This window comes from Streptomyces cyanogenus, from assembly GCF_017526105.1.
In the GTDB taxonomy this organism is placed as follows: Bacteria; Actinomycetota; Actinomycetes; order Streptomycetales; family Streptomycetaceae; genus Streptomyces; species Streptomyces cyanogenus.
The window spans coordinates 2421498-2434720 of sequence record NZ_CP071839.1; the positions used below are offsets into that span (position 1 = coordinate 2421498).

At 69.4% G+C, this 13223-nt stretch carries 13 protein-coding genes and 1 pseudogene; 5 read left to right on the forward strand and 9 right to left on the reverse strand.

Features of this window, described 5'->3' with window-relative positions; genetic code table 11:
* Positions 1 to 221: 221 nt before the first annotated feature.
* The 5 genes and pseudogenes from S1361_RS39115 to S1361_RS10820 form a co-directional block, all read right to left on the reverse strand.
* Positions 222 to 776, reverse strand: coding sequence for a TerD family protein (locus S1361_RS39115; protein ID WP_243769508.1), 555 nt, complete (start codon positions 774 to 776; stop codon positions 222 to 224).
* Positions 777 to 1142: 366 nt separating this feature from the next.
* Positions 1143 to 1784: pseudogene (locus tag S1361_RS39120) on the reverse strand (caspase family protein); the annotation flags it as partial.
* A 7-nt stretch (positions 1785 to 1791) separates the two neighbouring features.
* Positions 1792 to 2130, reverse strand: a complete 339-nt coding sequence (locus S1361_RS10810; protein ID WP_208031631.1) for an effector-associated constant component EACC1 — start codon at positions 2128 to 2130, stop codon at positions 1792 to 1794.
* Positions 2131 to 2274: 144 nt separating this feature from the next.
* Complete coding sequence (uvrB, locus tag S1361_RS10815) at positions 2275 to 4413, reverse strand: excinuclease ABC subunit UvrB (protein WP_208031632.1); 2139 nt, start codon at positions 4411 to 4413, stop codon at positions 2275 to 2277.
* Between the two features lie 40 nt (positions 4414 to 4453).
* Positions 4454 to 5332: an MHYT domain-containing protein gene (locus S1361_RS10820; RefSeq protein ID WP_208031633.1), complete on the reverse strand. Its 879-nt coding sequence runs from the start codon at positions 5330 to 5332 to the stop codon at positions 4454 to 4456.
* A gap of 278 nt (positions 5333 to 5610) precedes the next feature.
* Here S1361_RS10820 and S1361_RS10825 point away from each other — a divergent pair, with 278 nt between their 5' ends.
* Together S1361_RS10825 and S1361_RS10830 are read left to right on the forward strand one after the other, a co-directional pair.
* Complete coding sequence (locus tag S1361_RS10825; RefSeq protein ID WP_208031634.1) at positions 5611 to 6483, forward strand: glycerophosphodiester phosphodiesterase; 873 nt, start codon at positions 5611 to 5613, stop codon at positions 6481 to 6483.
* 41 nt (positions 6484 to 6524) lie between these two features.
* Entirely contained in the window at positions 6525 to 7079 is a 555-nt protein-coding gene (locus S1361_RS10830) for a methylated-DNA--[protein]-cysteine S-methyltransferase (RefSeq protein ID WP_208031635.1), read from the forward strand.
* Positions 7080 to 7095: 16 nt separating this feature from the next.
* Here the strand turns inward: S1361_RS10830 and S1361_RS10835 are convergent, their stop codons facing one another.
* Positions 7096 to 7527, reverse strand: coding sequence for a VOC family protein (locus tag S1361_RS10835; RefSeq protein ID WP_208031636.1), 432 nt, complete (start codon positions 7525 to 7527; stop codon positions 7096 to 7098).
* 99 nt (positions 7528 to 7626) lie between these two features.
* Between S1361_RS10835 and S1361_RS10840 the strand changes: the two genes are divergently transcribed.
* Complete coding sequence (locus S1361_RS10840; protein WP_208031637.1) at positions 7627 to 8535, forward strand: pseudouridine-5'-phosphate glycosidase; 909 nt, start codon at positions 7627 to 7629, stop codon at positions 8533 to 8535.
* Positions 8532 to 9476 carry a carbohydrate kinase family protein gene (locus tag S1361_RS10845; RefSeq protein ID WP_208031638.1) on the forward strand — a complete coding sequence of 315 codons (945 nt, stop codon included), beginning with the start codon at positions 8532 to 8534 and terminating at the stop codon, positions 9474 to 9476. The genes S1361_RS10840 and S1361_RS10845 overlap by 4 nt, the downstream gene beginning before the upstream one ends.
* A gap of 316 nt (positions 9477 to 9792) precedes the next feature.
* Here the strand turns inward: S1361_RS10845 and S1361_RS10850 are convergent, their stop codons facing one another.
* A complete protein-coding gene (locus S1361_RS10850; RefSeq protein WP_208031639.1) occupies positions 9793 to 10587 on the reverse strand; it encodes a methyltransferase domain-containing protein in 795 nt (264 codons plus the stop codon).
* Between the two features lie 176 nt (positions 10588 to 10763).
* On the opposite strand from S1361_RS10850, the gene corA reads away from it, so the two are divergent.
* Entirely contained in the window at positions 10764 to 11891 is a 1128-nt protein-coding gene (gene corA, locus S1361_RS10855) for a magnesium/cobalt transporter CorA (RefSeq protein ID WP_208031640.1), read from the forward strand.
* A gap of 109 nt (positions 11892 to 12000) precedes the next feature.
* Here corA and S1361_RS10860 read toward each other — a convergent pair whose 3' ends face one another.
* On the reverse strand, positions 12001 to 12414 hold the full coding sequence (locus tag S1361_RS10860; protein WP_208031641.1) for a PPOX class F420-dependent oxidoreductase: 414 nt from the start codon (positions 12412 to 12414) through the stop codon (positions 12001 to 12003).
* 84 nt (positions 12415 to 12498) lie between these two features.
* The gene (locus S1361_RS10865; RefSeq protein ID WP_208031642.1) at positions 12499 to 13131 is read right to left on the reverse strand and encodes a nucleoside/nucleotide kinase family protein; all 633 of its coding nucleotides are present in this window, start codon (positions 13129 to 13131) and stop codon (positions 12499 to 12501) included.
* Positions 13132 to 13223: the final 92 nt, after the last annotated feature.

Here is a 13223-nt window from a genome sequence, read left to right on the forward strand (position 1 = left end):
GTCCGTACTGACGGGTGCGCCGCAGTCAGGGAGTACTCCCCTCCGTACGAAGAAGACTACCCCAATCACCAAGGAAAGGTAAAGCAGTTAGTAAAGAATCTACCAACTTCCCAGGTCACACCCTCTTTACCTACGCTTGGTGCTGGCTGTTGACACTTGAGTGAGCACCTGCTGGAGGATCTCGATGCGGGACGAGAAGTATCGGCCGCAAGCCCGGAGCCCTACAGCTGGGGGAGCATCGCCGGGACCAGGTCCTGGAAGGTGCGACCGCTGGCCGATGCGCCCAGGGCGGTCATCCTCCAGCCGACGCCCGCACGGTGCACCTTCGCCATGATCCGAGCATTACACGCGGCGCCGCCCACCATCGTGAAGCGGGCGAGTTCCTGGCCGCTGGCCTCGTCAACGAGTCGGCAGAGCGTGCTCCGCACCTCCTGGAAGGTCTGCCCCACGAAGGAATTCACGGAGAAGACGATCTGGTCGATATGGGCCGGGACTCGCTGCAGGTCGACGAGAATGGCCTCGTCGTCGCCATCCTGGCCCACACCGCCGACGAGACTGTCACCGGTGTGGCGCAGAGAACCGTCGTCACTCACCAGGTGGCTGAAGAAGACGACGTCGACTGGCTGCCTGTCCGCGAAGAGCACGGCCGAGGCATCGAGGTCGATTTCCCGCACGCGTGAACCGAACAAACCGCGTCGAGGTGTGGCCAGCCATCGGAATCCCACTCTGACCGCCACGAGCGATTCAGGCAGTTCAATGGCTTGCCCCTTGCTCAGAAGGGTCGGCTTCCCGCCGCCGACCGGCGAGAAGTCAGGCGTCGGCCTAGGCGGAATTACCGACTGTGCAGGCGGATCAGCCGACACTGTCCGATGAACTCCGGCCTCCGCCTCGGAAACCTTCCGATCCCGGGCCAGGATCGGACCCTCTTCGGACCGGATCTCGCCAAGATCCGGATCACGGACTCCGCGCGCTTCAGGAGGAGAAGCCGTGACCGCAGGGCTGTGAGAACCGTTGAAGATCTCCGGTTCCTTCCGGCGCCCTGGGCCCACCGTCAGAGCCCTGTTACTCGCAAGCACCAGACGCCCTGCAGAGTTACGGTCCCGCTTTTGAGGCAACGGTCGGGACTTGACGCGAAGCTGGTGGTACAGATGTCGGTAAACCGTGTCCAGGTCCAGCAATTCCGGCCCACCGGCAACCCCACTGCGAAGAAGGCTCAGCAGCTCGCCAGTGAAGGCCGTGTATACCTCTCCCTCTTTGGCCAGAGCGCTCTTCGTCTCACCGGCCGCAGCCAGCAGGTAGGTACCCTCAACCTCAGCCTGAGTTGCCACAGCAGTAGCCGTAGGACCCATTGCGCCACCGAAGGCGCGGGCGCCGAAGCAACAGTCAAGAATGACGATGCGCCGTAAGGCACGGCAATCACGGATCGGCCTTCGGATCCAGTCGTAGGGGAGCGTCGTATGGACAGCGTCCGTGGATTCCAGTAGAGCAAGATTGAGAGCGTAGGAATTGTCGGGATCCGCCACTCCATGCCCGGCGAAATAGACCATGAGCGTGTCGGTCGTGTCATTCGCGGATTCAGTGACCGCGTTGACGACATCAACGACACTATGAGGATCGGAAAGGACCTGACAACGGTCCTGAGGCAGCCCCCACGACCAACCCTCACTGAGGACCCTTCTCAGCCCGAGCAAGTTGTTACGCACGGCAGGCAGTGACTCAAGATGCCGATAACCGCTTACGCCGATCAGCACAGCTCGGGAGCGGGATGGGTCAGGAAATCCCACGGCGGGGCTACTCCTGGCTCAGCGCACGCGTGATACGGGCCACCGCTTGGTCGTCTGCCCCGTTCACGGACACCGTGACGCCGTTGTGCTCAATAGTCACCACGGCCGCGCTTCGCCGGGTGCGACGCCAGTCTCGGTAAGCCATGGCGAAGGCGACGGCGCTCCAGCCGTTGTCGGTGACGAGCTGCAGCACATCGATGCCTGTGCCCATCTCCTCCTTGGTGAGGGCCTGCGCTCCCCAGGAGATCACGGCATGCTGACGGATTTCCGGCTCATCCAGGAGCCAGGACCGCAGAGAACGCAGTTCCTCTTCCGCGTCCTCACCCTCTGCGCTGATTCGGATCATCAAGCCCCCCACCTGCCCAACGGAACTCAGGAGAGAGAAGGCTAGCCAGGAAGCGGACTGAAACCAAGCTGTACCAGGTCCGTTGGGTCGGGCCACGGCGAGCGCGAGACCAGTCATCGCACCCGCCGGAACCGTCACGCCGAATCAGGCCAGGCCTGCCTCCCGCATCTGGCGCAGCTCCTTCTTCATCTCGGCGACCTCGTCCCGCAGCCGGGCCGCGATCTCGAACTGCAGCTCCGCGGCGGCGGCGCGCATGCGTTCGGTCATCTCCTCGATCTGCTCGGCCAGTTCGGCCGCCGGCCGGTCCGTGGGCACCGCCTTGCCCTTGGCGGCCTTCCCGGCCTTCGCGCCCTTGGCCGCCTTGTCGCCGAGCGACGGGACGGGGGCCTTCGCGGCCTTGCCGTCCTTCGTCTTGCGGTAACCGGAGCCGAGAAGCTGTTCGGTGTCGACCTCCTCGCGGGCGATCTGCGCGACGATGTCGTTGATCTTCTTGCGCAGGGGCTGGGGGTCGATGCCGTTGGCCTTGTTGTAGGCGACCTGCTTCTCCCGGCGTCGGTTGGTCTCCTCGATGGCCTTCTCCATCGCCGGGGTGATCTTGTCGGCGTACATGTGGACCTGGCCGGAGACGTTGCGCGCCGCGCGGCCGATGGTCTGGATCAGCGAGGTGCCCGAGCGGAGGAAGCCCTCCTTGTCGGCGTCGAGGATCGCCACGAGGGACACCTCGGGCAGGTCGAGGCCCTCACGGAGGAGGTTGATACCCACCAGGACGTCGTACTCACCGGATCGCAGCTCGCGCAGCAGCTCGACGCGGCGCAGGGTGTCGACGTCGCTGTGGAGATAGCGCACCTGGATGCCGAGTTCCAGGAAGTAGTCGGTGAGGTCCTCGGCCATCTTCTTGGTCAGCGTGGTGACGAGGACCCGCTCGTCCTTCTCGGTGCGCTTGCGGATCTCGTGCACCAGGTCGTCGATCTGACCCTCGGTCGGCTTGACCACGACCTCCGGGTCGACCAGGCCGGTCGGGCGGATGATCTGCTCGACGACACCGTCCGAGCGGGACAGCTCGTAGGCGCCGGGGGTGGCCGACAGGTAGACGGTCTGCCCGATGCGCTCCTGGAACTCCTCCCACTTCAGGGGGCGGTTGTCCAGGGCGGAGGGCAGGCGGAAGCCGTGGTCCACGAGGGTGCGCTTGCGGGAGGCGTCCCCCTCGTACATCGCGCCGATCTGCGGGACGGTGACGTGCGACTCGTCGATGACGAGCAGGAAGTCGTCCGGGAAGTAGTCCAGCAGGGTGTTGGGCGGGGAGCCGGGCAGGCGGCCGTCGAAGTGCATCGAGTAGTTCTCGACACCGGAGCAGGTGCCGATCTGGCGGAGCATCTCGATGTCGTACGTGGTGCGCATCCGCAGCCGCTGGGCCTCCAGGAGCTTGCCCTGCTTCTCCAGCTCGGCCAGCCGCTCCCCCAGTTCCTTCTCGATGTCGTTGACGGCCCGCTCCATGCGCTCGGGACCGGCGACGTAGTGGGAGGCCGGGAAGACGTAGAGCTGCTGGTCGTCGCTGATGATCTCGCCGGTGATCGGGTGGAGCGTGGAGAGCGCCTCGATCTCGTCGCCGAACATCTCGATGCGGACGGCCAGCTCCTCGTAGACCGGGAAGATCTCGATGGTGTCGCCGCGGACCCGGAAGGTGCCACGGCTGAAGGCCATGTCGTTGCGCGTGTACTGGATGTCGACGAAGCGGCGCAGCAACTCGTCCCGGTCGATCTCGTCGCCGACTCTCAGGGGCACCATCCGGTCCACGTACTCCTGCGGAGTACCGAGGCCGTAGATGCAGGACACCGAGGCCACCACGATGACGTCGCGGCGGGTGAGCAGCGAGTTCGTCGCCGAGTGGCGCAGGCGCTCGACCTCCTCGTTGATCGAGGAGTCCTTCTCGATGTAGGTGTCCGACTGCGGGACGTACGCCTCGGGCTGGTAGTAGTCGTAGTACGAGACGAAGTACTCGACCGCGTTGTTCGGCAGCAGCTCGCGGAACTCGTTGGCCAGCTGCGCGGCCAGCGTCTTGTTCGGCGCCATCACGAGGGTGGGACGCTGGAGCTTCTCGATCATCCACGCGGTGGTGGCGGACTTGCCGGTGCCGGTCGCGCCGAGGAGGACGACGTCCTTCTCGCCGGCCTCGATGCGCTTGGCCAGCTCGGCGATGGCCGCCGGCTGGTCGCCGCTGGGCTGGTAGGGGCTGACGACCTCGAAGGGCGCCACCGTGCGTTCGATGTGGGAAACGGGCCGCATGACATCAACCGTACGACCCCCCACTGACAACGGGCTCCGATCAGCGGTTCTGCGGGGTGCGGGACGGGTGGTGCTCGGGCCGGCGGGCCGGGCCGCGGCCCTCGGGGAGGTCGGGGCGGCGGTCGGCATGCGAGGCGACGGCGGCGGCCGGGACGCCCGGTTTGTGCTCGACGGGCGTCCTCCGGGGCCGACCCATGATCATGAACGGGTCGAAGATCACGACGACGCCGGCGAGGAGCAGGAAGGCGAGCGGGCCGATCAGCATGGGTGCGAGCACGGACGCCGAGGGCGCGCCTCCGCTGCTGTGGGCGGCCCCGTCCAGGTGGACGCTGAGGGCGGCCATGCCGGTGTAGTGCATGCCGCTGACCGCGAGCCCCATGACGAGGCTCGCCCCCACGCTCCACAGGAAGCCCCGCACCTGTCCCGCGGCCCACAGGGCGGTGGTGGCGGCCACGACTGCTATGCCGACGGAGGCCGCGACGGTGAGCGTGCTGTAGGTGAACCGTCCGTGGAAGCGGACGCCGGCCATCCCGAGGTAGTGCATGGAGGCGACGCCCAGACCGGTGATCGTGCCGCCGGTGAACAGGGGGGTGCCGGTGGCGCCCCGGTAGCCGACGATGAAGATCCCGATGCCGACCATGACGATGGCAAGGCCGAGGCTCGCGTAGGTGATCGGCTTGTCGTAGTGGATCGGCGTCTCCCTGATGGTGAAGCCCATCATGGCGACGAAGTGCATGGTCCAGATGCCGGAGCCGATCGCCGCCGAGCCGAGGGCCAGCCAGGCGGGTCGCCAGGAGTGCGTGACCAGCAGAGACCGTGTGGTGCAGCGCAGGCCCAGGGCGCCGCCGAGGCAGGCCATCAGGTAGGCCACCAATGGGGTGACGGCCCCGTAGCTGAATCCGTCGACCGTGCCTTGCATCCGCGGCTGCCCTTCCGCCTTCTTGCGTCCCGGAATACCTGAATACGCCCCCGTCCCAGGACCGCGCCGGCGGTCAGGGTTGTCGCAGAGAGTATGACCCCCACCGGAATGGTCGAACGATTTTCCGGCAAAGAAACACGCCCTTGCCGCAGTTGTGCGGCACCGGTGAGCGAACTCGGACAGCACCATGCGATCTGTGGTCATCGTGCGCCCGGGTGCTGTTGACCGGCTGCTGTCAGTCTGGTGCTGTGGGTATTCGCTCGATGCGAGGAGGACGCATGTACGCGCGCGTAGTCGCCGGCACCGTCGCCACGGCCCTGGGGACTGTGGCGGCCCTGCTGACCCCCACTTTCGACGCCCGGGCGCGCGAGGTCCGCGTGCCTACGGTGATCGCCCACCGGGGCGCCTCCGCCTACGCACCGGAGAACACGCTGGCCGCCATCGACAAGGCCGCCGAGCTGGGCTTCTCCTGGGTCGAGAACGACGTCCAGCGCACCAAGGACGGTGAGCTGGTCGTCCTGCACGACGACAGCCTGCAGCGCACCACGAACGTGGAGGAGGTCTTCCCCGGCCGGGCGCCCTGGAAGGTGCGGGACTTCACCGCCGCCGAGATCGCCCGGCTGGACGCGGGAAGCTGGTTCTCCCCCGCCTACGCGGGCGCGCGCGTGCCGACGCTGGAGCAGTACATGCGCCGGGTCGAGCACAACCACGAGAAGCTGCTCCTGGAGATCAAGAACCCGGAGCTGTACCCGGGCATCGAGCAGCAGACGCTCAAGCTTCTCGGCAACGAGGGCTGGCTGGACCGCCGGCACCTGGGCCGGCTGATCGTGCAGAGTTTCAGCGCCGACAGCGTGCGGACCGTGCACGAGCTGAAACCCGCGGTGATCACCGGCTACCTCGGCAACCCCAACCTGGCGCAGCTGCACCGGTTCGCTCGGTTCACCGATCTGGTCAACCCCTCGTACGGGTCGCTGTCCCGGGGCTACGTCGCGGCCGTGCACGCCTTCACAGGGCCGCACGGCAGGCCGCTCAGGCTGTTCGCCTGGACGGTGAACGACGCGGACACCGCCCGTACAACGGCCGGCTACGGGGTCGACGGGATCATCACCAACAAGCCCGACGTGGTGCGGGCGGCACTGGGTTCGCACTGAGCCCGGCGGGCGTTGTCAGTGGCGGGTCGTACCGTGGGCGCATGGACAGCCATGGGCAGGATGAGCAGCAGGTCGTGTGGGCCGTGGTGGGGACGGACATCGGCCCGCTGATGCTCGCGGCGACCCGCGACGGCCTGGTCAACGTCGTCTTCCACGCCTCGGACGCGGTGCGCGACCGGGCGCTGGAGCGGCTGGCCGCCCGGCTGGGCGGCCGGCCCGTGGAGGATCCGGGCTCGCCGTTGCTGGCGGAGCCGATACGTCAGCTGCGGGCCTACTTCGCGGGCGAGCGGCACGACTTCGACCTGCCGCTGGACTGGTCGCTGATCTCCGGGTTCAACCGGCAGGTCCTGCGCGAGCTGGCGTCGGGTGTGCCGTACGGCACCGTGGTGGGGTACGGCGATCTGGCGGGGCGAGTCGGGCAGCCCGGCGGGGCTCAGGCGGTCGGGGCGGCGATGGGGGCGAATCCGCTGCCCGTGGTCGTGCCGTGCCACCGGGTGGTGGAGAGCGGCGGCGGCATCGGCGGTTTCGGGGGCGGGCTGGAGACCAAGCGGAAGCTGCTCGCCCTGGAGGGTGTGCTGCCCGAGCCGCTGTTCTGACCGGCCCGGGACGCGGCTAGTCGTCGTAGTGCCGGGCCTCGAAGACGTTGCCGTCGGGGTCGCGGAAGTAGAAGCTGCGCGTGGCGTCGCCGCGGGCGCCGGACAGGCCGTGGTCGATGTCCGAGACCGGGACGCCGTGCTCCTCCAGGCGGGCGCGCAGGGCGTCGAAGGCGTCGGCCGGCAGGGACAGGCAGACGTGGTTGACCGGGTGGCCCGCGCTGTCGGCGGAGCCGGGCAGCATCCTCATCCGTTCGGCGAGGGTGTGTGGGGCGAGGTCCAGGATGGTCTCCTCGTTGACGCGCACGGAGGGGAAGGACACCGTCCCCTGCACGAAGTCGGCGACCCTGATCGGCTCCAGTCCGACGGCCGTCTCGTAGAAGGCGGCCGCGGCGACCGGGTCGGCCACCCACAGGACGACGTGGTCGAGGCGCGTGGTGTTGTTCGTCATGCGACCCAGGCTGGTGTCCTCGCCCACAGCCCACAAGCGTTTAGCCATGGCCGGCGCCCGCCAGAGATGAGGAAGGACCGACGGACAGGAGGCGGGCACGTGGTGCTGGTGGTGTCGGAAGAAGTCCGCGAGGCGATCGACGCGCGGCGGCCGGTGGTGGCCCTGGAGTCCACGATCATCGCGCACGGCCTGCCCCGCCCGCGCAACCTGCAGGTGGCGCTGGAGCTTGAGGAGGCGGTCCGGCGGGAGGGTGCCGTGCCGGCGACCATCGCCGTGCTCGACGGGCGGCCCCGGGTCGGTCTGGACAAACAGCAGCTGGAGCGGGTCGCGAACGAGGACGGCATCCGCAAGCTGGGCCATCGTGATCTGCCGCTCGCGGTGGCGGCGGGGGCGAGCGGGGCGACCACCGTGTCGGCGACGGCACAGCTGGCGGCGCTGGCCCGAGTCCGGGTGTTCGCCACCGGCGGCCTGGGAGGCGTGCACCGGCAGTGGACGGTGACCCAGGACGAGTCGGCCGACCTGGGGCTGCTGGCGCGCACCCGGATCACGGTGGTGTGCGCCGGCGTGAAGTCGATCCTGGACGTCCCGGCGACGCTGCAGCGGCTGGAGACGCTGGGTGTGGCCGTCGCCGGATACGGCACGGACCGGTTCCCCGGCTTCTATCTGTCGGACTCGGGGCATCCGGTCGACTGGCGGCTGGACACCCCGGAGCAGGTCGCCGCCGTCATGCGCGCCCAGGACGCGCTGGACACGCCGGAATCGGCACTGATCGTCGCCAACCCCGTCCCGGAGGCGGAACAACTCGATCCCGAACTGCACGCACGCGTGCTCGCCGACGCGCTGCGCGCCTGCGAGGAGCGGGGAGTCACGGGGCAGGCGGTGACTCCGTTCCTGCTGGACCACCTCGTCCGGCACACCGACGGTGCCTCGCTGAACGCCAACCTGGCGGCGGTGCGCGGCAACGTGCGGCTGGCGGCGCGGATCGCCACGGCCTGGACCAGAGGGTGACCACGGGCCGGAACGGAGCGCTGCTGGTCGTCGGGGACGTGGTCACGGACGTGGTCGCCCGGCACCGCGGGCCGCTCGCGGCCGGCACCGACACGGCCGCCGTGATCCGGACGCTTCCGGGTGGCGCGGGCGCCAACGTGGCCTGCTGGGCCGCCCACGCGGGCTGCACCGACGTACGGCTGCTGGGGCGGGTGGGGGCGGACGCCGCCGTGTGGCACGAGCAGGAGTTGATCGCGGCCGGGGTACGGCCGTTGCTCGTGGTGGACGCGGAGGCGGCGACCGGGACGGTGATCTGCCTCGTCGACGCGGGTGCGGCGGCCGAGCGGACGTTTCTGACGGACAGCGGGGCGTCCCTGCGGCTGGGCCCCGCCGACTGGTCGGACGCGCTGCTCGACGGGGTGGCCCGGCTGCATCTGTCGGGCTATCTGCTGTTCACGGAGGCGAGCCGGGCGCTCGCCGAGACGGCGCTGACGGCGGCACGCGCGCGGGGTGTGCCGGTCAGCCTGGACCCGGCGTCGGCCGGCTTCCTGGTGGAACTGGGGGTGGACCGTTTCCTGGCGTTCGCGGAGGGGCTGGACCTGCTGCTGCCCAGCAGGGACGAGGCCTGTCTGCTGACCGGGCTGCCGGACCCTGCGGACGCGGCGGCCAAGTTGAGCCGGCTCGTGCCGCTGGTGGTGGCCAAGGCGGGTGCGGACGGGGCGCTGATGGCCCGTTCCGGGGCCGTGGTGGCCCGGGTCCCGGCGGTACCGGCGACGCCCCGGGACACCACGGGCGCGGGCGACGCCTTCACCGGCGCCTTCCTCGCCGCCCTGCTCGCGGGTGCGGGCCCGGAGGAGGCGGCGGCACGGGGCTGCCGGGCGGGCGCGGAGGCGGTACGACGGGTGGGCGGCAGACCGCCGTGCCCGGGGAGCGGGAGTTCGGATCCGGGAACCGGGAGTTAGGCGATGAGGGCAGGATCAGGGCGTGAGGGTTGAGAGAGCGAGCGGATGAGGGAACGCCGCGAGTCGGGTGCCGCCCCCTTTCGCTGGAGCGCCCGGCTGACGGCGGCTCGTGTGATCCCGTCAGCAGTCAGCCGCCGGTGGCGCTCGCCGGCCGCCGAATCGCCGGTCACCAGTTACCAGTCGGCAGCCATTGAGCCGCCGGTAACCAGTCAGCAGTCAGCAGTCAGCAGTCAGCAGTCAGCAGTCAGCAGTCAGCAGTCAGCAGTCAGCAGTCAGCGAAACGATCCGGCTCCCCTGAAGGTCCCGGCACCGCCGGCTATCCCTTGTGGCCCCACGCCGAGATCATCGGGGCGGTGGCCAGGTCCGTCATGCCGGCCTCCACATTGGCCAGGTGCCGGTCGATGTCCGCGTCGGTGGCCAGGCCGGCGGCGACGAGCCGGTCACGGATCTGACGGACCGTCGCGACCTCCAGAGCGGCACAGGCGGGCGAGGCCACGGGGAAGTACGCGTCCGCCTCGACGTCGTGCAGTCCGGCCTCGCGCAGCAGTCTGGGGAGTTTACGGCCGAAGGAGAGGTCGGCGCCGCGGTCGGCGAGCAGCTTGCGGAAGCCCTGGCGCAGTCGGTTGGCGAGCCGCTGGTCGGGGCCGTACTCGTCGGGGCAGGTCAGGGGCTGGAGGGCGGGGTCGGCGTCCTCGATCAGCAGTCGGCCGCCGGGGCGCAGGGCCTTGATCATGGACCGCAGCGCCCGTTCCCGGTCGGGCACGTGGACGAGGACCAGCCGGGCGTGGACCAGGTCGAAGCCTTCGCCCGGCGGCTCCTCTGCGCCCACGTCGTGGATGCGGACCTCCACGGGCGGGTGGGCCGCGACGGTGAGCCGGGAGGTGTCGATGTCGGTGGCGACGACCTGCCCGGAGAGCCCCACCTTGTCCGCGAGCCACGACACGACGGAGGTCCCGCCGGCCCCGACCTCCCAGCAGCGCCAACCGGGTCCGACGCCGGTTCCTTCGAGGTGCCGGAAAGTCGTGGGGTCGAAGAGCGCGGTGAAGGCGTCGAAGCGTTCACCCGCCTCGTTCTGCCGGTTGTCCAGGAGGTACCCGTGCGATCGCGTCATGCCCCGATCATCCCGCTCAGCCGGCTGCTGTGGCCCGATCGCCCCGTCGTCCACAGGCGGGAACCAAGCGGAACTCCCTGTTCACACAGGCTTGCCCGAGCTTTGCCCGCGACTGGCAGACTTGCCGGGCAAGGCGCGAAAGCGTTGAGCGAGGAGATCCACGCGAGGAGATCCAGATGTCCATGGCAGGGAATCTGCGGAAGGTCACCGGGCTGGGCAGGGTCGGCGGCCTGCGCAGGGTGGCGCGGTTGGCCCGGCGGCGGCCGCGCGTGGACCTGAGCCATCCCGCCAGGTCACCGCTGGGCTCGTCGGTGGTGAACTGCGTGACGTACCAGGACGGCGTGCGGGTGCCCGGGTGCGCCGACCTGGTGGAGGCCGTGCGGCTGGTACGCAAGACCGGCGAGGGCTTCGTCTGGCTGGGGTTGCACGAGCCGACGGACCGTGAGTTCGCCGGCATCGCCGAGTTGTTCGACCTGCATCCGCTGGCGGTGGAGGACGCGGTCGAGGCGCATCAGCGGCCGAAGCTGGAGCACTACGGGGACACGCTCTTCGCGGTGTTCAAGACCGTCTGCTATGTGGAGCACGAGCAGTTGACGGCGACCAGCGAGGTGGTGGACACCGGCGAGATCATGGTGTTCCTCGGCCCGGACTTCGTGATCACGGTGCGGCACGGCCGGCACGGCTCGCTGGGCCCGCTGCGCGAGGAGCTGGAGGCGGACCCGCAGCAGCTCGCCAAGGGGCCGGCCGCGGTGCTCCACGCGATCGCGGACCATGTGGTCGACGAATACCTGAACGTCACGGACGCGGTGCAGGCCGACATCGACCAGGTGGAGACGGACGTGTTCTCGGAGAACGGGGCACGTCTCGACCCGGGCCGTATCTACCAGATGAAGCGTGAACTGCTGGAGCTGAAGCGGGCGGTGGTGCCGCTGGGCCGCCCGGTGGAGGACCTGGCCACCCGGCCCATACGGGTCGTCGCCCCGGAGATACAGGCCTACTTCCGGGATGTGCTCGACCATCTGATCCGGGCCAAGGAACAGATCGCCGCGTTCGACGAACTGCTCAACTCCATCCTGCAGGCACATCTCGCGCAGGTGACCGTCGCGCAGAACGAGGACATGCGGAAGATCACGGCCTGGGCCGCGGTGATCGCCGTGCCGACGATGGTGTGCGGGGTGTATGGCATGAACTTCGACCACATGCCGGAGTTGCACTGGTCGTTCGGGTATCCGCTGGTCATGACGGTGATGGCAACGGCGTGTCTGGTGTTGTACCGGGGCTTCCGGCGCAACGGCTGGCTCTGAGCGAAAGGGCGGCGAAGCCGCGGGCCGCCGGGCCGCAAGGGCGCCGGTTCCCGGCAGCCACGCTGGCTCGGCGGTACGCCCGGTCAGGCCGAGTCGGCAATAGGCCTGGTCAGGCCGAGAAGGACACGACCTTCTGCGGGACGATCCTGACGATCACGCGGACCTCGTCGTCGTTCTCGGCCGGCGGGTCGATGCCGAGGTACTTGTGCGACAGCTCGTACGGGAGTCGCTTGCCCTCGTCCGGCAGTATCTCGGCGACGCCCCGGATCTCGGCCGAGTGGTAGGGATTCGTCAGGTCGAACACGGAGAGGCTGATACGCGGGTCGCGGCGGAGGTTGCGCACCTTCTGGCGGTGGTCGACGGACGAGAAGAGCACGCTGTCGCCCTCGCGTTTGATCCACACCACGGAGTTCTGCGGAGCGCCGTCGGGACCGAGCGTGGCGACGCTGGCGAAGTTCTTGCCGTCCAGCAGGGCACTGAGGGAGTCGTCGAACGTGACAGGAGTGGCCGGTGAGGTCGTCATGGCGCCCACCCTAGTTGCATGCACGCGCATATAAAAGGGTTCGGCTGAATCGCCGTCCGGACGTCCGGACGGGTCCGATGCGGATCATCCGCTCCAGGCGGGGTGGCGCGGGTCGTCGGCACGCACCAGGACGTCCGCCGTGCCGGCCGGGTCTGTCTCGGCCTCGTAGCGCTCGAAGGCCGGCAGGGTCCAGTGGTCGGTCTCGGGGGTGCGGCGGCGCAGGGCGCCCGGTGAGAGAAGGAGGTGGACGGTCAGGTCGAAGGGGAACCAGTGGCGCAGCAGGAGGGGGCCGTGGAGCAACAGGATCCCGCCCGGCGGGAGTTGGACGTAGGGGCTGCGGGTGGCCCGGTCGGTGGCCGGATCCCACAGGTCGGGCAGGACCCTCCCGCTGCCTCCGGGATCGAGCGGGCCGAAGACCTCGCGCCACAGGGCGCCCGTGTCGTACCAACCGCTGTAGTACGACTCCGCGTCCCGCCGCCCGTGCTCCAGGCGGAGGGAGGCCGGGCGCAGAAAGCCCTCGGTACCGACCACGAGGGAGGGCCGGCCGCGCACCCGCAGCGCCTCTCCGACACGCTCGGCGAGGTCTCCGGGCTGGGCGGCCGGGGCACCGTCGAAGCCGACGCGCGGCCAGGTCCCTCCATCGGCCGGCACCGCACCGGCCAGCCGGTCGGCGAGCCGCTCGGCCAGCCGGTCCCAGGTGATCGCTTCGAGTTGCACACGGACCATCATGCCGGGTGGCCGGAGAGAGCGGCGGAGGACGGATCGAGGGCGAATGCGTCGGGGTCGAGAGCGGGGCCGGTCGCGGTCCG

What these genes read in the sequence shown, in the direction of transcription:
- S1361_RS10830 (WP_208031635.1), top strand. Translation starts at nt 6,525, where the DNA reads ATGGACAGCCATGGGCAGGATGAGCAGCAGGTCGTGTGGGCCGTGGTG.
- S1361_RS10820 (WP_208031633.1), bottom strand. Translation starts at nt 5,332, where the DNA reads ATGCAAGGCACGGTCGACGGATTCAGCTACGGGGCCGTCACCCCATTG.
- uvrB (WP_208031632.1), bottom strand. Translation starts at nt 4,413, where the DNA reads ATGCGGCCCGTTTCCCACATCGAACGCACGGTGGCGCCCTTCGAGGTC.
- S1361_RS10810 (WP_208031631.1), bottom strand. Translation starts at nt 2,130, where the DNA reads ATGATCCGAATCAGCGCAGAGGGTGAGGACGCGGAAGAGGAACTGCGT.
- corA (WP_208031640.1), top strand. Translation starts at nt 10,764, where the DNA reads ATGTCCATGGCAGGGAATCTGCGGAAGGTCACCGGGCTGGGCAGGGTC.
- S1361_RS10860 (WP_208031641.1), bottom strand. Translation starts at nt 12,414, where the DNA reads ATGACGACCTCACCGGCCACTCCTGTCACGTTCGACGACTCCCTCAGT.
- S1361_RS10850 (WP_208031639.1), bottom strand. Translation starts at nt 10,587, where the DNA reads ATGACGCGATCGCACGGGTACCTCCTGGACAACCGGCAGAACGAGGCG.
- S1361_RS10835 (WP_208031636.1), bottom strand. Translation starts at nt 7,527, where the DNA reads ATGACGAACAACACCACGCGCCTCGACCACGTCGTCCTGTGGGTGGCC.
- S1361_RS10825 (WP_208031634.1), top strand. Translation starts at nt 5,611, where the DNA reads ATGTACGCGCGCGTAGTCGCCGGCACCGTCGCCACGGCCCTGGGGACT.